Raw genomic sequence first — 16,020 nt, forward strand, 5'->3', positions numbered from 1 at the left:
TAAAGGTTGATTAATCTATAGAATTCACATTTCAATAAATTGCCTTTTTCCATTTGGGAGTGCGTCAACACTCCCTTTTTTTATGGATCTGGCCGTAAACTAGTATTTGTTAGGTTTCGATCATATCATTCAAATTTTAAGGTTTATAATTCTGTTATTTTATAATTACTTTTCGTCCATCAATTTCAAATTTTTTCTTAGTCACATATGCCAATGAATTCAGAATTTCGGAAAGTTTCAATTCACGACTTAAAGAGCCTTTATAAGATGAATTTAAGGTCAAAGCTTCAGCATTAATAATTTCAACATCATACCATCGCGCAATCTGTGATAAAATATCTTGAAGATTGTTGCCGTCAAAATAAAACTCTCCTCGTTGCCAAGCTATATGTTTTGAAACATCTGTTTGTTGAATTTTAATTTCATCACCTTTTATCAAAGCCTCTTCTCCCGGAAGCAACTCATGTTCGTGATTTCCTTTTAGAATCTTTACTTTACCTTCAACAAGAGTTGTATTCACTTGATCTGCATAAGCATTAATATTAAAACTTGTACCTAGAACTTCAACAGTACTACCCTCGACTTCAATGCGGAAGGGCCTATTCTTATCCTTTTTCACTTCAAAATAAGCTTCACCTGTGAGCTTTACCCGACGCTCTTTTACACCAAAAGCATCCGGATAATCTAGTGTAGAAGAAGAATTTAACCAAACCAATGTACCATCCTCTAATTCCAATTTATATGTGCCAGCATTGGGTACTTCTATAAAATAGTTGCTGGAATGCGGGACATTACTCTTATTTAGTTGATGGTCTTTTATTTCACTTTTTTTACCCTTATAAGATAGATAAGCATAAGAAGACCCAGGCAGGATATCATTTTTATAAGTTCCAGTAGAATCTGGTATTTGTGCTGCCAAATGGACTTCCTTTAATTGAATATTATTTTTCACGAAGTATAATGTAGCAATACTCACGAGCACTATAACAGCGGCCGCTACGGAAAATCTTTTCCAGTCAAACATCTTTCTCACTGGATTTGAATCAGAAGTAACATCTAGCTGATCCATTACGATAGATTTTGATCTACCTAATGATTGAATCCGTTCGGTATCCGAAGTCTCTTGAGACTGGTCATCTTCAATTGAATAAAACCAATTCAAAAGCAGTCTATGTTCTTCAGGTGTACATTGACCATCCAGATATTTCTGAAGTAATTGTTTTTGAGAATCTATGGGTTTATTTTCCTTCATACATCCTTATAACCCGACTTTGGGTGAATAAGTACCGAAAAAAAGTAAAATAATTATTTGAGTTTAAATTTGAGTCTATTCAGCGCCATAGAAACATTATTTTTGACAGTCTGCTCAGATAAAGAAAGTTGATTGGCAATGTCTTTTATTGACATATCTTCACTCCTGCTGAGTCTAAAAACAGAACGCATAGTATCAGGCATACGAGACATTTCATTTTCTAGAAGCCTTGCAAGTTCTTTAGCGATCAGTTCATCTTCACTGGTAGTGCCGATAAGATATTGATCTTTATTAATCTCAAGATAATCAAGATGACGATTTCTTTTTTCACTTTTAATAAGCCAATCAATCATCTCATATTTGGCAGCTTTAAATAAGTAAGGATAAATGGAATCACTCACTTCAATTTTGCTTCGTCTATTCCACATAGAAATAAAAACTTCCTGTATTATATCTTCGACATCTGGAACAGATTCAATCCGCTTTTGGATAAAACGAAAAAGAATATCCGAATATCGATCGAATAAAATTGAAAAGGCCATTTTATTGTCCTTCTTTAATTCCTCAAACAATTCGCTATCAGACCACGTCTTCATGATTTCTTACTCTTGATCAATTTAAATTGCATACTAGAACTTTACATTTCTTCAGTTGCAAAGTTATAATTGGTGTGTTAAGATAGCGTTAATATAATATTTAACAAAAAACAAATCACATTTTTAATCTGGTTTTTATTAAAAATTTTCATTAATCAACTAAAATGTAGTGATCTATCGATGCTACGGTTTTACATAAAAATGAAATAATTTCGGTCTAAGACTGCTTATTTAGATAAATTAGTACCTCCACATATAAATGCAAATTCTAATTATAGTACAAAAGCCCTAGGTATTTAAACATAGGGCTTTTGAACAGTGATTCATCTCCATCTATCAAATTTATAATGAACATTTAAATTTGATACCTTTAAAAACCCGGATGGGGTTACCACGCTCTATTTCAGCATGATTATGCCATTGGAGGTCTTTTTCTTGCTTAACAGTCAGATCCTGCATATTCATGATCTTTAACGCAAGACGTTCTGTTGCTAATTTTTTATTTTGTAATTGGGATCTTGTATCCATCGCTACGACCATTAACCCTGTCGGCATATGAAGTGCGCGAACAGCAGAACTAACTTTATTTACATGTTGTCCACCAGGTCCCGAACTTCGTATCATTTGATAAAGAATATCATCTTCCGAAATTGCTACCTCATTCTTCTCATTAACAATAAACAAAGCAATGAACCAATTTTTTCTTTTATGAAAAGTACGAAATGGACTTGTACAAGTCCATTGCAAAGAACCTGTCCACGATTGAAGAAATATATCGATATCGTGTCCTGTTAATTTACAAATTGCAGATCTTATTAACTCCCCCTCACTCTGCTCTTGACTCACAATAGTCACCAATATCTGCTTTTCTAATGCTTCTCTTTTAAAAATACTTAACACCTTTGTAAGGAAAAAGTCACACTCCTTGGGTCCTTTTCCTGAACTTAATTGAATATATACTTCCATTTTATTAACTTTCCATACGGACAAATTTTGGTTTGAAAATTCCCAAAACTGTTACTAATTCTTTTTGATAACTCATCACTTTTTCAATATCCTTATAGGCCATCGGTGATTCGTCCATACTGCCTCCGATAACTTGAACACCAGCATCGGCTAATTTTTTACTCATTGCTGTTTTGGTAAAAAGGGATTTTGCATCAGCTCTCGAATATAATCGTCCCGCACCATGTGAAGCGGAATTTAAACTTCCCACATGTCCCAAGCCTTCTACTAAGTAGCCTGGTGCGGTCATCGATCCGGGGATAATTCCCAAAACACCTTTACCTGCCGGCGTCGCACCTTTACGATGTACAATACATTCCTGACCACCGACCATTTCCTTCCATGCAAAATTGTGATGATTTTCGATTGTCACTACAATACGCTTACCCAAGGCCTTAGCAATCCGCTGATGGATATTTTCATGACATGCTTTTGCATAGTCTCCTGCCAAATTCATTGCTAACCAATATTCCTGCCCATCATGTGTATTTAGGTCTAACCAAGCAAGGTGCTGTACTTGACGTGGTAAAGGACATTGCTTTTTAGCCAGATATGTATAATGTTTTGCAATATTTGCTCCCAATCCACGAGAACCACTGTGTGACAATACGGCTAAGTATTCACCAGCAACAAGTTTCCATTCAGGTTTGGGGTGTGTAAGCTCAATAATTCCAAATTCAACGAAGTGATTTCCACCACCTGAGGTTCCCAGTTGCTTATAAGCTTTGTCTCTCAAACTTTTTAAAAGCGGGATGTCCTGAAATTCGGATCGATAGAATAGCTCATGGTCACTTTTGTTCTTATGCGTTTCATACATTCCAAATTTGGTGTGTTCTGATAAGATATTTAAAAGCATCGCATCTTTCCCTTTTATGAACGAGGCTGGCAAATTAAAAATAGACATACTCATACGACATCCAATATCTACACCAACACCATAAGGAATAACAGCCTGATGTGTAGCTAAAACGCCCCCAATAGGTAGACCATATCCCGAATGTGCATCGGGCATTAATGCGCCCGCCACTGCAACAGGAAGTTTTAAAGCATCATAGAGTTGAAATTTAGCCTTTTCATCAATCACATCTTCTCCAAAAATGGAAAATGGAGCGCGCTGTTTCAATAACTCCTGCATTTTCACTTCAACAGGCTTGATCAAACCCTCTGCTAACTTGCCCCAAATCCCATGATGATGAAAGATGCTAGGGTTAGACAATACCGCACTTAATTCTTGTAAGACAGCTTCTTTCTTCTCACGCTTTCTATAACGTTGTATTTGATTTAAACCAATATTTATTGTATTATTTTGAGGAAAACCTAATTTTATGAGGTCTTTCCCTGAGATTTTACTTCCCATGATTGTATTATAAAATTGAAAAATGTGTTAAAAAAACACAGTGAATATTTGGAAACAAGTTCCAATAATTGTCAATTCGGGAAAATTTGCATGTAAAATATAGAATAAACAAAAAAGCCCGAATTATCTTCGGGCTTTTAATATAATGATTTGATAGAATCCTTTATATCTGGGCACGAAGAACCATGACCGCATCTTTTGCAGTAATGTTAATGGATGTTATAGTAACTATAGACATTTTTGTGTTCTCCGTTTAAAGGGTTATTATTATTTATCGTGACAAATATATTATTTATTTTGAATTAAGTAAAAATTATTTTAAAAAAAATAATACGGCAATGCTTTCTTCTTCAAAATATTCTAAAAAAGTGCTTGATATACACTATTACAATTTATATTTTAATAGAAAAAATGCTAAAATCACTTTCCGAAATTTTTCACTAAATAGATTTATTACAAATTGATCAATTATTGTCTAAAGTCTGATATGCTTTTGCAAGATTGACTAGTTCTGGTAAAGCTCTGAAAGTAAAATAAGCGATATCATCATCTTGTCTTTCCCGAAGAAGTTTGGTATAAGCATTTACACTTGCATTAATATGTTCCAAAAATAACTTGTTCCACTTACTTTCGGACTCATCACTGTAATATAAAAAAGATTTCTCTCCTGCTTTCCAGATCTGCTCAAACTGATTTTGATCTAGATCAATGGTTTTACCCTTGATAATGTCGACCAATATCGGTTGTGTATTTTTATAATAATTTCTGATCTGTTTGCATAATACAAGTATATCCTTATTCTTACTGTGTTTTTCCATCAACTGTGTCATCACCAGCCCCTCAGTTCTCATAAAAACAATGTCTCGCAGTATATGCTCATCTTTATAATCCTGCGAAATAACAGCCGAACTTTGAAAAAGTAAAAATATAGTTATGATAATTGAGTATGTTTTTGAATATGCTTGCATACGATTTGAATTACTGATAAATATTGGGTTGTCACTATTTTAGTATAATGGAAGCAATAAATGTGCTTTCTTTTGACAATTATCATTAAAACAGGTATTTATAATAATAAATAAAGAGTTTACCACCTTTAAATGTATTTTTACTTAGAAAATTTTTTAAAGTCCAATTTACAAGTCTACTACACGACATCGAGACCAAGCTACAATTCTATTATCTTCCTATATTTTCATCATTATATGTAATTATCCTAGATTTAATAATTTCTATAAAATTCATGAACATAAATCCATTAATAAACGAATACTAAAATATATAGCAACTGCATTGCGGTTAAAAAAGACAAATTCACAACTCAATTTAATGCTAATTATTTTAGTTTTATTTCATTTTTAAAATTAATTTTATAATGATTTTTGCATTCAAAAATTAGACTAATTTATTTAGTATTCGAGATCTCACTTTCTCTCAGAAATGAGATTAAAAAGAGAAAATAAAATAGCTAACATTTTTAGTTTAATTGATAAATTAACTTATTTTCAGTAAGATACAATCAAAAATACTTGTGTTTTATTTTTAAGTCATGTTATTAAAAGCGCTATGAATCCCCTTTAAAATCCATATTTAAAACATCTATAATAAGAAGATTTGCCAATGTCATTTTGAACAAAAAAATATGTGGTCGAAAGACAAGTTCATCCATTTAATTTAGATACTTTGCCAGTACTTCACCTATCACCATCTACTCCGCTATAAAAATATTTTACCCTCTGATGCAAGTAAATTCCATTTGAAAAATTTAAAGTCCTTTTTTTTCAACCTCAACACAGGTCACAGGAAAGCTTATAATTATATTTTCGATGTTTTTGTCGCAAACATAACAAGTAGCGTCAGAGGGTTTAAAACAACATAATATCGTAATCAAAAAAAAATATACCTAGACTATAACTGTATTTTGATACCTAATGAAATATTACGCCCAGGAAGCGGCGCGAGGTATTTCAACAATGAGTTTTGAGGGCGTGCTTCTACATTTAGCAAATTATGACCCGATAAGTAATATGTAAAAACATACTCCCTAATTTTAAAAGAATAACCAACTTGTGCGGCGAGTAATGAATAAGATGGCATCGCTGGCTCAAGATTTATATTTTTCCCAAGGTAGCGTTGCTTTAAATAATGATCAAAAGTTGTATTCCAGTAAAAACTGTTCAAAGTCATCGTTGTAGATACGCCATATCTACTTGTTGGCAAATTGGGCATGTAGTCACCCTCCGCCCAAGTACGCATTTTATCATCAGCAGTATTTTTATTTTTGACAAGATCTGCAAAAGTATTTAACTCAAAACTGTGTTTATCTTTCCATTTAAAATTATAGGAAGCTTCCAATTCCCATCCTTTGATTTCTGTATCAGAAGCACGCCACTCTTTCACCAGAAAACCGCCAGAACGAGATATACCGGTGTGACCGAGGTAAATATAATTATCATAATTGCTACTGAAGTATGTTGCTGCCAGATGGAATCCACCTAAATTTAATCCCGTACCAAGCTCATAAGATCTTGCCGTTTCTTTACTCAAACGATCATCTCCATTTTCCTCTACCAAAATTGCAAAATGGTCATTTCCCGCATACAGTTCGTTGACCTCTGGAGCACGCTCAGCATGAGAATATGACGCCTGAACATAAGCAATATTTAATAGATGATAACGAATATCACCAGAAAACTGATTCAGATCAAAATCTCTTGGTGTCAATTTTCCACCGGCCATGCCTCTACTGGGTGTGTAACTGTTATCAGAAAGAACACGTCTAGCCACCCAGTCATGACGATAACCGAAATTGACTGTAAATAAATTATGTTCATATTTCTGCAATACAAAAGCTCCCAATTCTCTACTTAGATTGTTGGGAAGATATTTCTGTTCCCCTACCCCATCCATCCGTATAAATGAAAAATCTAAACCACTTATAGCTGTCCAATCTTTACTGAACTGATGAAGTAGCTCCGATCTTGTCGTATGTCTACGTGTATTAAATTTGTTCACCTGATAAATACCGACAAGTTCACGATCATCAGCAAATTGCATCGAATAATTAAATTTTATTTCCGTGATTTGTGAAATAGATGGTTTAATAGCGCTTTCCATTGATAGGATATGTGACCAAGCACGGGTATTGACGGGTTCATATATTGGAGCTGGCAAAACAACATCATGACTATGTTTTGGTTTTGCCGCTTGTGCAAATCCTGGCACACCATAATAACCTTCTAGAGCCCGGTAACCAATTCCGACGCTGTAGTTTTCTTTAATAAAGCTACTTCCAATATTAACCGAGCGGCTTTCAGCATGACTATTAGGCATAATTCCACGAGTAACCGGAACATAATCTGTTATACCGTGAACAACTTGTGTGTAAAGGGCTGTTGCTGGGTCCTGTCCAGCAATGTATTGGTCATTAGTAGGATTAGGAACCTGCTTACCACCAATAAACGAGTATTGCTGAAAAGTATAAAGATCGGCCTCGGACAATCCCCAATCGGAGTCATTCATATGGTCTTTTACAAATTGACTAATATACGGATATAAGGATAGATTGCGGATAGTTTCCCTATCTACGTGTACCTGTGCCATTGTTTCTGTCAAGTGATCGATAGTCGGGTCGTACGCAATAGGAGCTTTTGTATTTGCGGGAATCTTCAGGTTTTTATGACTCTGATTCATTCCTCCTATATTCCAAACCCAGTGTTTCCCAAGATTGCCGGCAATTTGTAAGGCCTGGCGATTACCACTATTGGTTCCAATTTCAACAATTGCTCTTCCTGACGATTTTTTTGAAAGTAATGACTGTGGAACGGTATTATCCTTGAGATCAACAGCTCCACCTATTGCCTTGCCACCATATCGTACACTTGCAGAACCTTTATAAATATCAATACCACTTAAATTATCCATATCCAGATTGACATTCAAATTAGGACTCATCCCAGAAAGGTCATGCATGGAAATTCCATTGCTAAGTATTTTTACTCTATTACCGCTTAAGCTCCGAATCATAACGCTTCCAGAATTTGGTCCAAAAGAAGCATTTTGCACACCAGAAATATGACTGAGACTCGCACTCAAAGTTTGTGTCTGGATCTGATCTAGCTTTTGTCTATTAATTTCTACGCGACGAATATTGTTTGTTTTTATGCCTATAACCTGTGCACTTGGAAGTTTTATATTTTTCAAAGTGTCGAGAGGTGTCCTACTTTGTCCAGAACTTTCTTCACACAACAGTAATAAAGCGACGAAAAGCGGATAAGCAATAGTTTTATTTGAAGTCATCATACCTTGTTTTACATACATTTTGTTGCAAAGGTATAAAACAATATCATTAATGCAACAAGATTGCATTTGCAACAAACAATTATTACCTTCAACAAAATTTATCAATCAAAATGAATTACATGAACAGATTTCTTGCCCTAACCGCTTTCGCGGCATTATTGCTTTCCGTTGTAACCTCTTGTAAAAAACAAATTGAGGAGCCCGTGGAAACAATTCATTTCCAGCTCCCTCAAAACCTGAATCTTGTGTATGGCGAAACTTACAAAATCAATCTACCTGAAAATTTAAAGAATTTAGACGCATTATCGCTAAGTTTAGATTTTTCCCAAACGCCAAATCTAGCAATAGGCTCAGCTAGCAGACTTCACGACAAACTCATTGCCGGCATTACTGTTGATGCTGAAAAAAATCAGATTATAATCAACACGACCCTTCTTTACCCCAGTGGCGCACCATCAATTTCCGGTCTACGCATTCCAGACAACTATAATATTACGGTTATAGCAAAGTCATCAGATGATGCACAGATTGGAAAAGAAAGTTTAAATTTTAAAATCGCTCCAGGTAAAATCGCTATAAAAGGATTGGAAAAAAAAGATGAACTACCATATTCCTATATGCTCTATAGCGATAAGGGCGCAAGTTTCGAACTTGACGCTCTGGCTACACCAACGGCAGGGACTAATTGGTACATGCCAACGGCTTCTGGGAATGAGAACATGGTAAAGATCGAAGGATCGCGTATCCTGATCAGTAATTCGGCGGGTGATCCAGCACAAAAGGAAGAACATGCATACGACCTCACTCCTATTTTGCAAAAAATGGCTTTCAGATCGCGTCAACTGTATTTAGAGTTGTATTTATTCCACATATCAAGTTTTTCTATGGAACATATTATCCAGATCTTAATCTGACTTTAAACTTGAACCTTATCAACATAGCAGTGTCTAACGGTTATCGTTCTGCTTCACCGACGCTATATCCCGAAAAATATAAAGCAAGTTTTACACTTGTATCCGTAGCTAAAGATGGAAATAGATATGACAATACTGCGGGTACATTTTCGGTCAATACCGATACAGGTGCAGTTTTAGTACAGAAAAGCGAGTCATTGCAAGCTGGAAGTTATAAGATTTTAGTTAAAGCCCATACAACTACAGATTTGGAGTTTACCACGGATCTTACTTTGGTTATGTCAGCTGGAGAGTAAACTGAAAACCCATACTATATTATTGGCAAAAATAACATTCCAAGCAGGTAACCCCTCGGTTACCTGCTTATCTCATTTTATAGGCATCCCACCATTCATCAAGCATATCGATAACTGGCAGAAGCGTTTTTCCCATTTCACTCAATTTATATTCCACTCGAGGTGGCGATTCCATGTACACTTGTCTGCAGATAATCCCATCACGTTCCAGCTCGCGCAATTGTAACGTTAATGTCGTCTGTGCCATATCTTCCATATCTCTTCGTAACTCACCGAAACGTTTTGGACACTGCTGTGCAATGGTCTTAATCAGTAATGCTTTCCATTTCCCCCCAATAATCTTGAAAATGCCGTTGACATCGCAACAGCTTTCCGAATTTTTGATTTTTTTTTCTTCCATAAAACCTTTATACTGAGCATTAGTACATAAAACGATACTAAGTATGCTTCTTATAACTACTTGATAACGACAATTAACACGCTTAAATTTGATGGATAAAATTACTAAAAACTATCCATATGCGTTTCCAAATTACTGATCTGCTCAAAGTTTCCGTGCTCTCTGCCGGAATATTTTTATTTGTGACAGATCTGTTCATTATTAATGTTTCTTTACCCTCCATGCAGCAATCACTGCAACTCAGCACCAGCGAAACTCAGTGGATCATTATTCTCTACGTCATCGGTTATGCCAGTCTACTTATAAGTTCTGGAAATGCAGGGAATTACTATGGCAGAAAAAAAATGTACCTCATAGGCATGTTGGGGTTCACGATTTCCTCGGTCATCTGCGGTGTTTCCGAACATATATATATCCTGCTTTTTGGCAGACTTTTGCAGGGTGTCAGCTCAGGACTGATGGTTCCACAAGGTATTGCTCTGATAACTTCGCTCTTCAAGCAACAAGAAAAAAGAACGCTAGCACTTGGTATTTATGGAAGTATAGCTGGTATAGCATCCGTACTCGGGCAATTGTTGGGCGGTATCCTGCCCGATCAATCCTGGATCAATGAAAGCTGGAGGTTGATTTTTTTAGTCAATATTCCTGTCGGTATCGTTGCCCTTATATCGGTATATAGTCTTATTCCCCGCATCGAACCTGATGTCAACGCAAAAATTAGTTACCTACCTATGTTCCAATTATTTGGTTTATTGATCGGTTTGGTTTGCCCTTTAATTCTGGGTCCAGAATTGCATTGGCCATTATGGAGCATACTACTTTTAATAGGTTCTCTTTTACTTTTATTTATATTCCTGAAGCAACAAAAAAAACGCGAACAGAATAGTCTTTTATCTCTGATCAATTTCTCATTATTCGACAATAAAATCTTTAATTTAGGTTTGGCAGCGGCATTTGCTTATTACATGGTACAGGATGCGTATTTCATTATCAACTCCAATTACCTCCAGCTATACAAAAACTTTACACCTACTATGACCGGTGTTGCATTTGTTTATCAGGGCATCGGCTATGTCATTGCCAGTATTGTAGTCAGCAAACTTGTACAAAGAAATGGAAAATCAGTCATTTTATATGGGTTAACCATTATGATCAGTGGTTTAATCGCACATCTATACGTTTATAATCAACCCGCAGTTGTCATCCATCAGGTACATGTCCTATTTTTCTATTATGGCCTAGGGTGTGGTACCGTACTACCTTCCCTTATGACAATGGCAATAAAAGATATCAAGACAGATTTGATCGGTACTGCGTCCGGGATTTACCTCACCATTCAGCAACTTTCTATCTGTATGGGTATAGCACTGGTAGTGGGTATTTATTTTCACGATCAGAATAGTGTATTTTTAAGCATGGAAAATCTGAATCATGCTTACGGTATTTCTTCTGTTATTTCTATTATATTATTGGTAGTTGCTGGTCTTTTTATAACACTTTTACCTATTCGAAAAACAGGAACTGTAAAATGAAGAAGTTATCTTCAATAACTATACAGAATAAATTAATACTTCATAATCTACATTTTTTTATTTATTTTCAACATTTGAACCATCTTAAAACAAAAGTAATTATGAAAAAATCACTCAGTCTAGCACTAGCATCACTATTAGGGCTATCTGTTCAGGCCCAACACAAACTTGATAAAATATGGGAAACAGATAGTATCATCAATCTGCCTGAATCCGTACTACCGGATACCAAAGCAGGTATTTTATATGTGTCAATCATGGGTAACAGTTCAGATCAGAAAGATAGTATCGGCGGTATCGGTAAGTTGGATATGAATGGTAAGGTTATCGATCTGGAGTGGATTAATGGTCTTAATGCACCAAAAGGACTTGCCAAGCATGACAACACGCTTTATGCCGCAGATATAACCGATGTTGTTATTATCGATATACCCTCAAGCAAAGTGCTTCATAAAATTCCAATAACCGGATCTGCATTCTTAAATGATATCACTGTAAGTGACAAGGGTGTAGTCTATGTCTCAGATACCAGAACTAAAAAAATTCACAAGATCATCAATAATAAAGCTGAGCTGTATCTTGAGAATATAGACGGTGTCAACGGATTGAAGGCAATAGGAAAAGATCTATATATCGCCGGAGGAAATAAACAGTTACTTAAAGCTAATGAAAAAAAGGAGCTAACGACAATTGCAGACCTACCCTGTGGCGGTGACGGTATCGAACCGATCGGCAATGGAGATTTTATATACTCATGCTGGGGTGGCTATATCTATTACGTACATGCAAATGGAAAATCAGAATTACTTTTAGATAGCACAGGAGAAAAGAAAAACACAGCAGATATCGGTTACGATCCTATTAAGAAAATCATCTATGTCCCTACCTTTTTCAAAAAGAGTGTTGCTGCTTATCAACTAAAATAACATAATTTAATTACACCTTTTTTAATAATACTATAGTTGTTTGCAACTACTTAAAACAACTATAGTTTCTTTTTTTTGATCAATAAAATAATTTTGCCTAGATAAAATATATGAAAAATACATCCAATAAAGATCTATCGTCGATTTAAGTTCTTTATAAAAAAAATACGCTATAAGTGCACAAGCTGCACTAGATATGTTAAGTTTTACAATTTATAACGATGACTTCGTGACTTTTCTTTGTCCAGTTTCGTTAAGAAAAAACGTTAATATAATAGCTAGTATTATACCCCCTATCCAGAATAATCCAGTTGACTGGAAATGAGATGATTTGTTTATTCCTAAAGACAGCGTTTGTCCGAAAAACTTACTAAATATAGGATTTAACAGCGTAGTTACACCAAAAGTTATAAAGTTCATCGCTCCGGTAGCGCTACCTTTAACCTCATCAGGATTAGACTCTTTAATAACTGAATAAGGAATCATTGCAGCTCCGGAAGCAACACCAAATATAAAATTAGTAGTATATACAGATATCAGATCTGGAAGAAAAAGAATCTGGCCAATTGCTAAAATCATAACCAGAGCACCTACTAAAAGAACTGGCTTGCGCACACCAATTTTATCCGTTATATAACCCAAAAGTGGACAACCCAGCACCCATCCCATAGGAATCATGGCACTTGCGATTGTTGCTGCATGAAAACTAAAATCTTTATCCTGCTGAAAAAAGGCAACACCCCATGTCATGGCAAATATGGTTGTAGGAGCAAACAATAACCCTGATATCAAACCACATAACCAGGACTGAGCATTAGAGAAAACAACCTTGTAGGGCCATAAAATACCTTTTGAATCTGTGGTTTTCACAGCTTGGTTTTTATCTTCATTTTTCGGTATGATAAGTAATAAGCCAAAAGCCACTAGAATAGTGATCAAACCAGCCCCTAACCAAAAATGGTTAATTTTTAACCCTTGTTCAACCCATGGGCCAACAACAAACTGCCCCGCAGAGCCGGCAAGCATACCTACACATTGTGTAAATCCTATGGCTGTAGCCAATGACTTTGCAGAAAACCCTTTCGAAGCGAGGTACACACATCCAGGAAAGGCAAATGCACAGCCTGCGCCTTGTAATAACCGACCGGTATTGCCAGCGAAAGAACTAGAAAGTACAAAAAGCAGGCAGCCAATACCTAAAATCAATGTACCTGTAAACAAAGAATATTTTGCTCCAAATTTATCAAGAGCAAGACCCGCCAGTAAACTAACAATAGAATAGGTATAATAGTAAGTGCCTATAATAGTAATGAGATTAACCGGTGTTACGTTAAATTGCTCAGCCAGTTGGGGTAGCATGACTGCAGGAGATGAACGGATTACATAATCTAAAAAATAGAATAAAAGTCCAAATACCCATGCTATAACATATAATCTGGTGGTTGACGCTACTTTGCTTAGTCCCATTTTACTATTTTTACCTATATCAAAGTTAAGAAATTTTAAGGCGCAGTATTCTATTAATTATATTAAATAATTAATGATGTGCAATCAATGATGAAATTTGTTTTTCTAAATGCTTATTTTGCTGATTAGCCTGTTCCATGGTCAAGCCAGAGGGAATGCCAGGTCTTTTATGCTTAGTATAACGCAGCAAGGCTAGTTTCATTAGTTCTTGTTTCTTAAGAACAGTCTCATACAACTTGGGTAAATAAGTATGGTTAGCAACGTACTCATCCCACTTGATCACTTGCGGAAATGTAGGATTAAGATAGGAAATAATTGACCTGGCCATTAACCAGTGTCCTTCCTGCTCTGGATGTATACCATCCGGAGCCAGCTTATACGTTGGATCAATCCGTGTTATGGATTCTAAGTATTTTTTCATGGGAAAATGAAGATCTATAACTTCCCACTTTTCATTCTTCCGCTGTTCTAATAGCCAAGTTGAATATCGATCCAATACTTGATTATATCCGTCAAGACCAAGATCTGGATCATCATGAACGGGCGGTGTAATCAATACAATCCGTTTTACACCACTTTTAAGCACCTCCGTATATAAGTTTTCTATACCGTCCTGATAAGCTTTGAAACGCACACTTTCAAAAGGGAGATAAATACCATCATTCATTCCGTAACATGCAAAAACAACATCAGGTTTGATCTTCTGCAATACACTTTCCAACCGATCGAATAAACATGGTCTTGCAAATTCACCGTTCGCATGATTGTCCTCACTAAGCCCAGAAACAGTCTCACTTGGAAGCCCAAGATTGATTATTGCAGTACCTTTTATAAAATGACTACTTAGAAGAACACTTTCTATCATCGCGACATATCGACCATCATAGGTGATGCTATTTCCAAGAAATAAAATCTTTTCGGCTCGATTCAAATGCAAGAGAGAATTAGATTTTTGTTGCGCAACTAAAATCGAACAAAAAAAACTAATAATTATTAAAAGAGTATAATTTTTCATAAGTGGTATATTTATCAGGGAACTTTGCAAGTTAAAAATTTTTGCTATTTTCAAATTAAAATTATGATGTTTATATAATTTAACGAATATGATCTGATAATTCTATCTCCAGAGACTAAATATAATGTATTGGCTGGTAATAAATAAACTATTTTTGATTAAAATCCTCGAATTTTTGAAGTTAAAAAAACAATAGTAATCACCATTTAGTACTTTTGAAAAGTTTGATGGAATTAACCAAATGAGCTTTTGCTCTTAAAAATATCCTCGGTTTAGACCAGGGCTTAAAACAGAAAAATTTAATGTTGATTTTGCGATTGTCAAATCGCATATTTAACTTACTATTATGAACAAGGAAATTCAGGATTATATTATTACCTACTATCTGGATCTGATGTCGCCCGAAGAGAAGCTTGCATATAAACATGCTCATTCCACGCTAAAACTAGATGGCAGTGAAAATTTAGAGAAAATGCAACGAATATACCTGAAGACCGGATGGCTTACAAAGGATCAAACCGTATTGGGTCTTCTTAACAATGGTTTAGAAAAATTCAATGAAAATACGGCAACCCGCATATTGCGAGACCATCACCTGGATATCGTTTTCAATTATTGTCCAAAATGCCACAAGCTAGCCCGGACACCAACAGCAAAGCAATGCCGTTTTTGTTTTCACGACTGGCATAAAGAAAATAACAATATAACTGACTGTGATTTATAACTAAACACGTAAATTAAGATGCTTTGCAAAAAAAGCACCGCTACATTTGAAGCATTCTTGAAACAACATGAAGTCCCAATATTTCAGATATCTCCACTGAGACTAATAATTAATTTCCAGCTATTTTTATAAAAGGACATATGCATTATTAAATTTTAATGCAATTAAAGAAGATGAAATATTACTTATAGCAATTCTAAAAATGAGTTCTATTTAAATAGTATCTGTAAAAAA

14 protein-coding genes are annotated in these 16,020 nt (G+C 35.3%); 5 read left to right on the top strand and 9 right to left on the bottom strand.

The features are described 5' to 3' along the window. Positions 1–154: 154 nt before the first annotated feature. The 6 genes from WH188_RS15115 to WH188_RS15140 all read right to left on the bottom strand — a co-directional run bounded on the left by WH188_RS15115 (position 155) and on the right by WH188_RS15140 (position 8,530). The gene (locus tag WH188_RS15115) at positions 155–1,252 is read right to left on the bottom strand and encodes a FecR family protein (RefSeq protein ID WP_132839727.1); all 1,098 of its coding nucleotides are present in this window, start codon (positions 1,250–1,252) and stop codon (positions 155–157) included. A 53-nt stretch (positions 1,253–1,305) separates the two neighbouring features. Continuing rightward, positions 1,306–1,848, bottom strand: coding sequence for an RNA polymerase sigma factor (locus tag WH188_RS15120; protein WP_021190001.1), 543 nt, complete (start codon positions 1,846–1,848; stop codon positions 1,306–1,308). A gap of 342 nt (positions 1,849–2,190) precedes the next feature. After that, positions 2,191–2,814 (bottom strand): peptide chain release factor H, encoded by a 624-nt coding sequence (gene prfH, locus WH188_RS15125; RefSeq protein WP_168126638.1) that lies wholly within the window; start codon positions 2,812–2,814, stop codon positions 2,191–2,193. Positions 2,815–2,818: 4 nt separating this feature from the next. Further along, on the bottom strand, positions 2,819–4,210 hold the full coding sequence (locus WH188_RS15130; protein WP_168126640.1) for an RtcB family protein: 1,392 nt from the start codon (positions 4,208–4,210) through the stop codon (positions 2,819–2,821). Positions 4,211–4,674: 464 nt separating this feature from the next. Beyond that, positions 4,675–5,178, bottom strand: coding sequence for a hypothetical protein (locus WH188_RS15135; protein ID WP_339424277.1), 504 nt, complete (start codon positions 5,176–5,178; stop codon positions 4,675–4,677). 940 nt (positions 5,179–6,118) lie between these two features. Then, on the bottom strand, positions 6,119–8,530 hold the full coding sequence (locus WH188_RS15140; RefSeq protein ID WP_339424278.1) for a TonB-dependent receptor: 2,412 nt from the start codon (positions 8,528–8,530) through the stop codon (positions 6,119–6,121). Positions 8,531–8,631: 101 nt separating this feature from the next. Between WH188_RS15140 and WH188_RS15145 the strand changes: the two genes are divergently transcribed. Both WH188_RS15145 and WH188_RS15150 read left to right on the top strand, forming a co-directional pair. After that, the gene (locus WH188_RS15145) at positions 8,632–9,426 is read left to right on the top strand and encodes a hypothetical protein (protein WP_339424279.1); all 795 of its coding nucleotides are present in this window, start codon (positions 8,632–8,634) and stop codon (positions 9,424–9,426) included. 8 nt (positions 9,427–9,434) lie between these two features. Then, the gene (locus WH188_RS15150; protein WP_339424280.1) at positions 9,435–9,722 is read left to right on the top strand and encodes a hypothetical protein; all 288 of its coding nucleotides are present in this window, start codon (positions 9,435–9,437) and stop codon (positions 9,720–9,722) included. 67 nt (positions 9,723–9,789) lie between these two features. Here the strand turns inward: WH188_RS15150 and WH188_RS15155 are convergent, their stop codons facing one another. Then, positions 9,790–10,122: a winged helix-turn-helix transcriptional regulator gene (locus tag WH188_RS15155; protein WP_021188358.1), complete on the bottom strand. Its 333-nt coding sequence runs from the start codon at positions 10,120–10,122 to the stop codon at positions 9,790–9,792. A gap of 119 nt (positions 10,123–10,241) precedes the next feature. Here WH188_RS15155 and WH188_RS15160 point away from each other — a divergent pair, with 119 nt between their 5' ends. Both WH188_RS15160 and WH188_RS15165 read left to right on the top strand, forming a co-directional pair. Then, complete coding sequence (locus tag WH188_RS15160) at positions 10,242–11,654, top strand: MFS transporter (protein ID WP_339424281.1); 1,413 nt, start codon at positions 10,242–10,244, stop codon at positions 11,652–11,654. A 101-nt stretch (positions 11,655–11,755) separates the two neighbouring features. Then, positions 11,756–12,580, top strand: a complete 825-nt coding sequence (locus tag WH188_RS15165; protein ID WP_339424282.1) for an ATP-binding protein — start codon at positions 11,756–11,758, stop codon at positions 12,578–12,580. A gap of 213 nt (positions 12,581–12,793) precedes the next feature. Here WH188_RS15165 and WH188_RS15170 read toward each other — a convergent pair whose 3' ends face one another. Both WH188_RS15170 and WH188_RS15175 read right to left on the bottom strand, forming a co-directional pair. Next, complete coding sequence (locus WH188_RS15170) at positions 12,794–14,047, bottom strand: MFS transporter (RefSeq protein ID WP_339424283.1); 1,254 nt, start codon at positions 14,045–14,047, stop codon at positions 12,794–12,796. A 70-nt stretch (positions 14,048–14,117) separates the two neighbouring features. After that, the gene (locus WH188_RS15175) at positions 14,118–15,062 is read right to left on the bottom strand and encodes an SGNH/GDSL hydrolase family protein (RefSeq protein WP_339424284.1); all 945 of its coding nucleotides are present in this window, start codon (positions 15,060–15,062) and stop codon (positions 14,118–14,120) included. Between the two features lie 346 nt (positions 15,063–15,408). On the opposite strand from WH188_RS15175, the gene WH188_RS15180 reads away from it, so the two are divergent. After that, positions 15,409–15,786: a hypothetical protein gene (locus tag WH188_RS15180; protein ID WP_021188350.1), complete on the top strand. Its 378-nt coding sequence runs from the start codon at positions 15,409–15,411 to the stop codon at positions 15,784–15,786. Positions 15,787–16,020: the final 234 nt, after the last annotated feature.

The organism is Sphingobacterium sp. MYb388 (assembly GCF_037479535.1).
In the GTDB taxonomy this organism is placed as follows: domain Bacteria; phylum Bacteroidota; class Bacteroidia; order Sphingobacteriales; family Sphingobacteriaceae; genus Sphingobacterium; species Sphingobacterium anhuiense.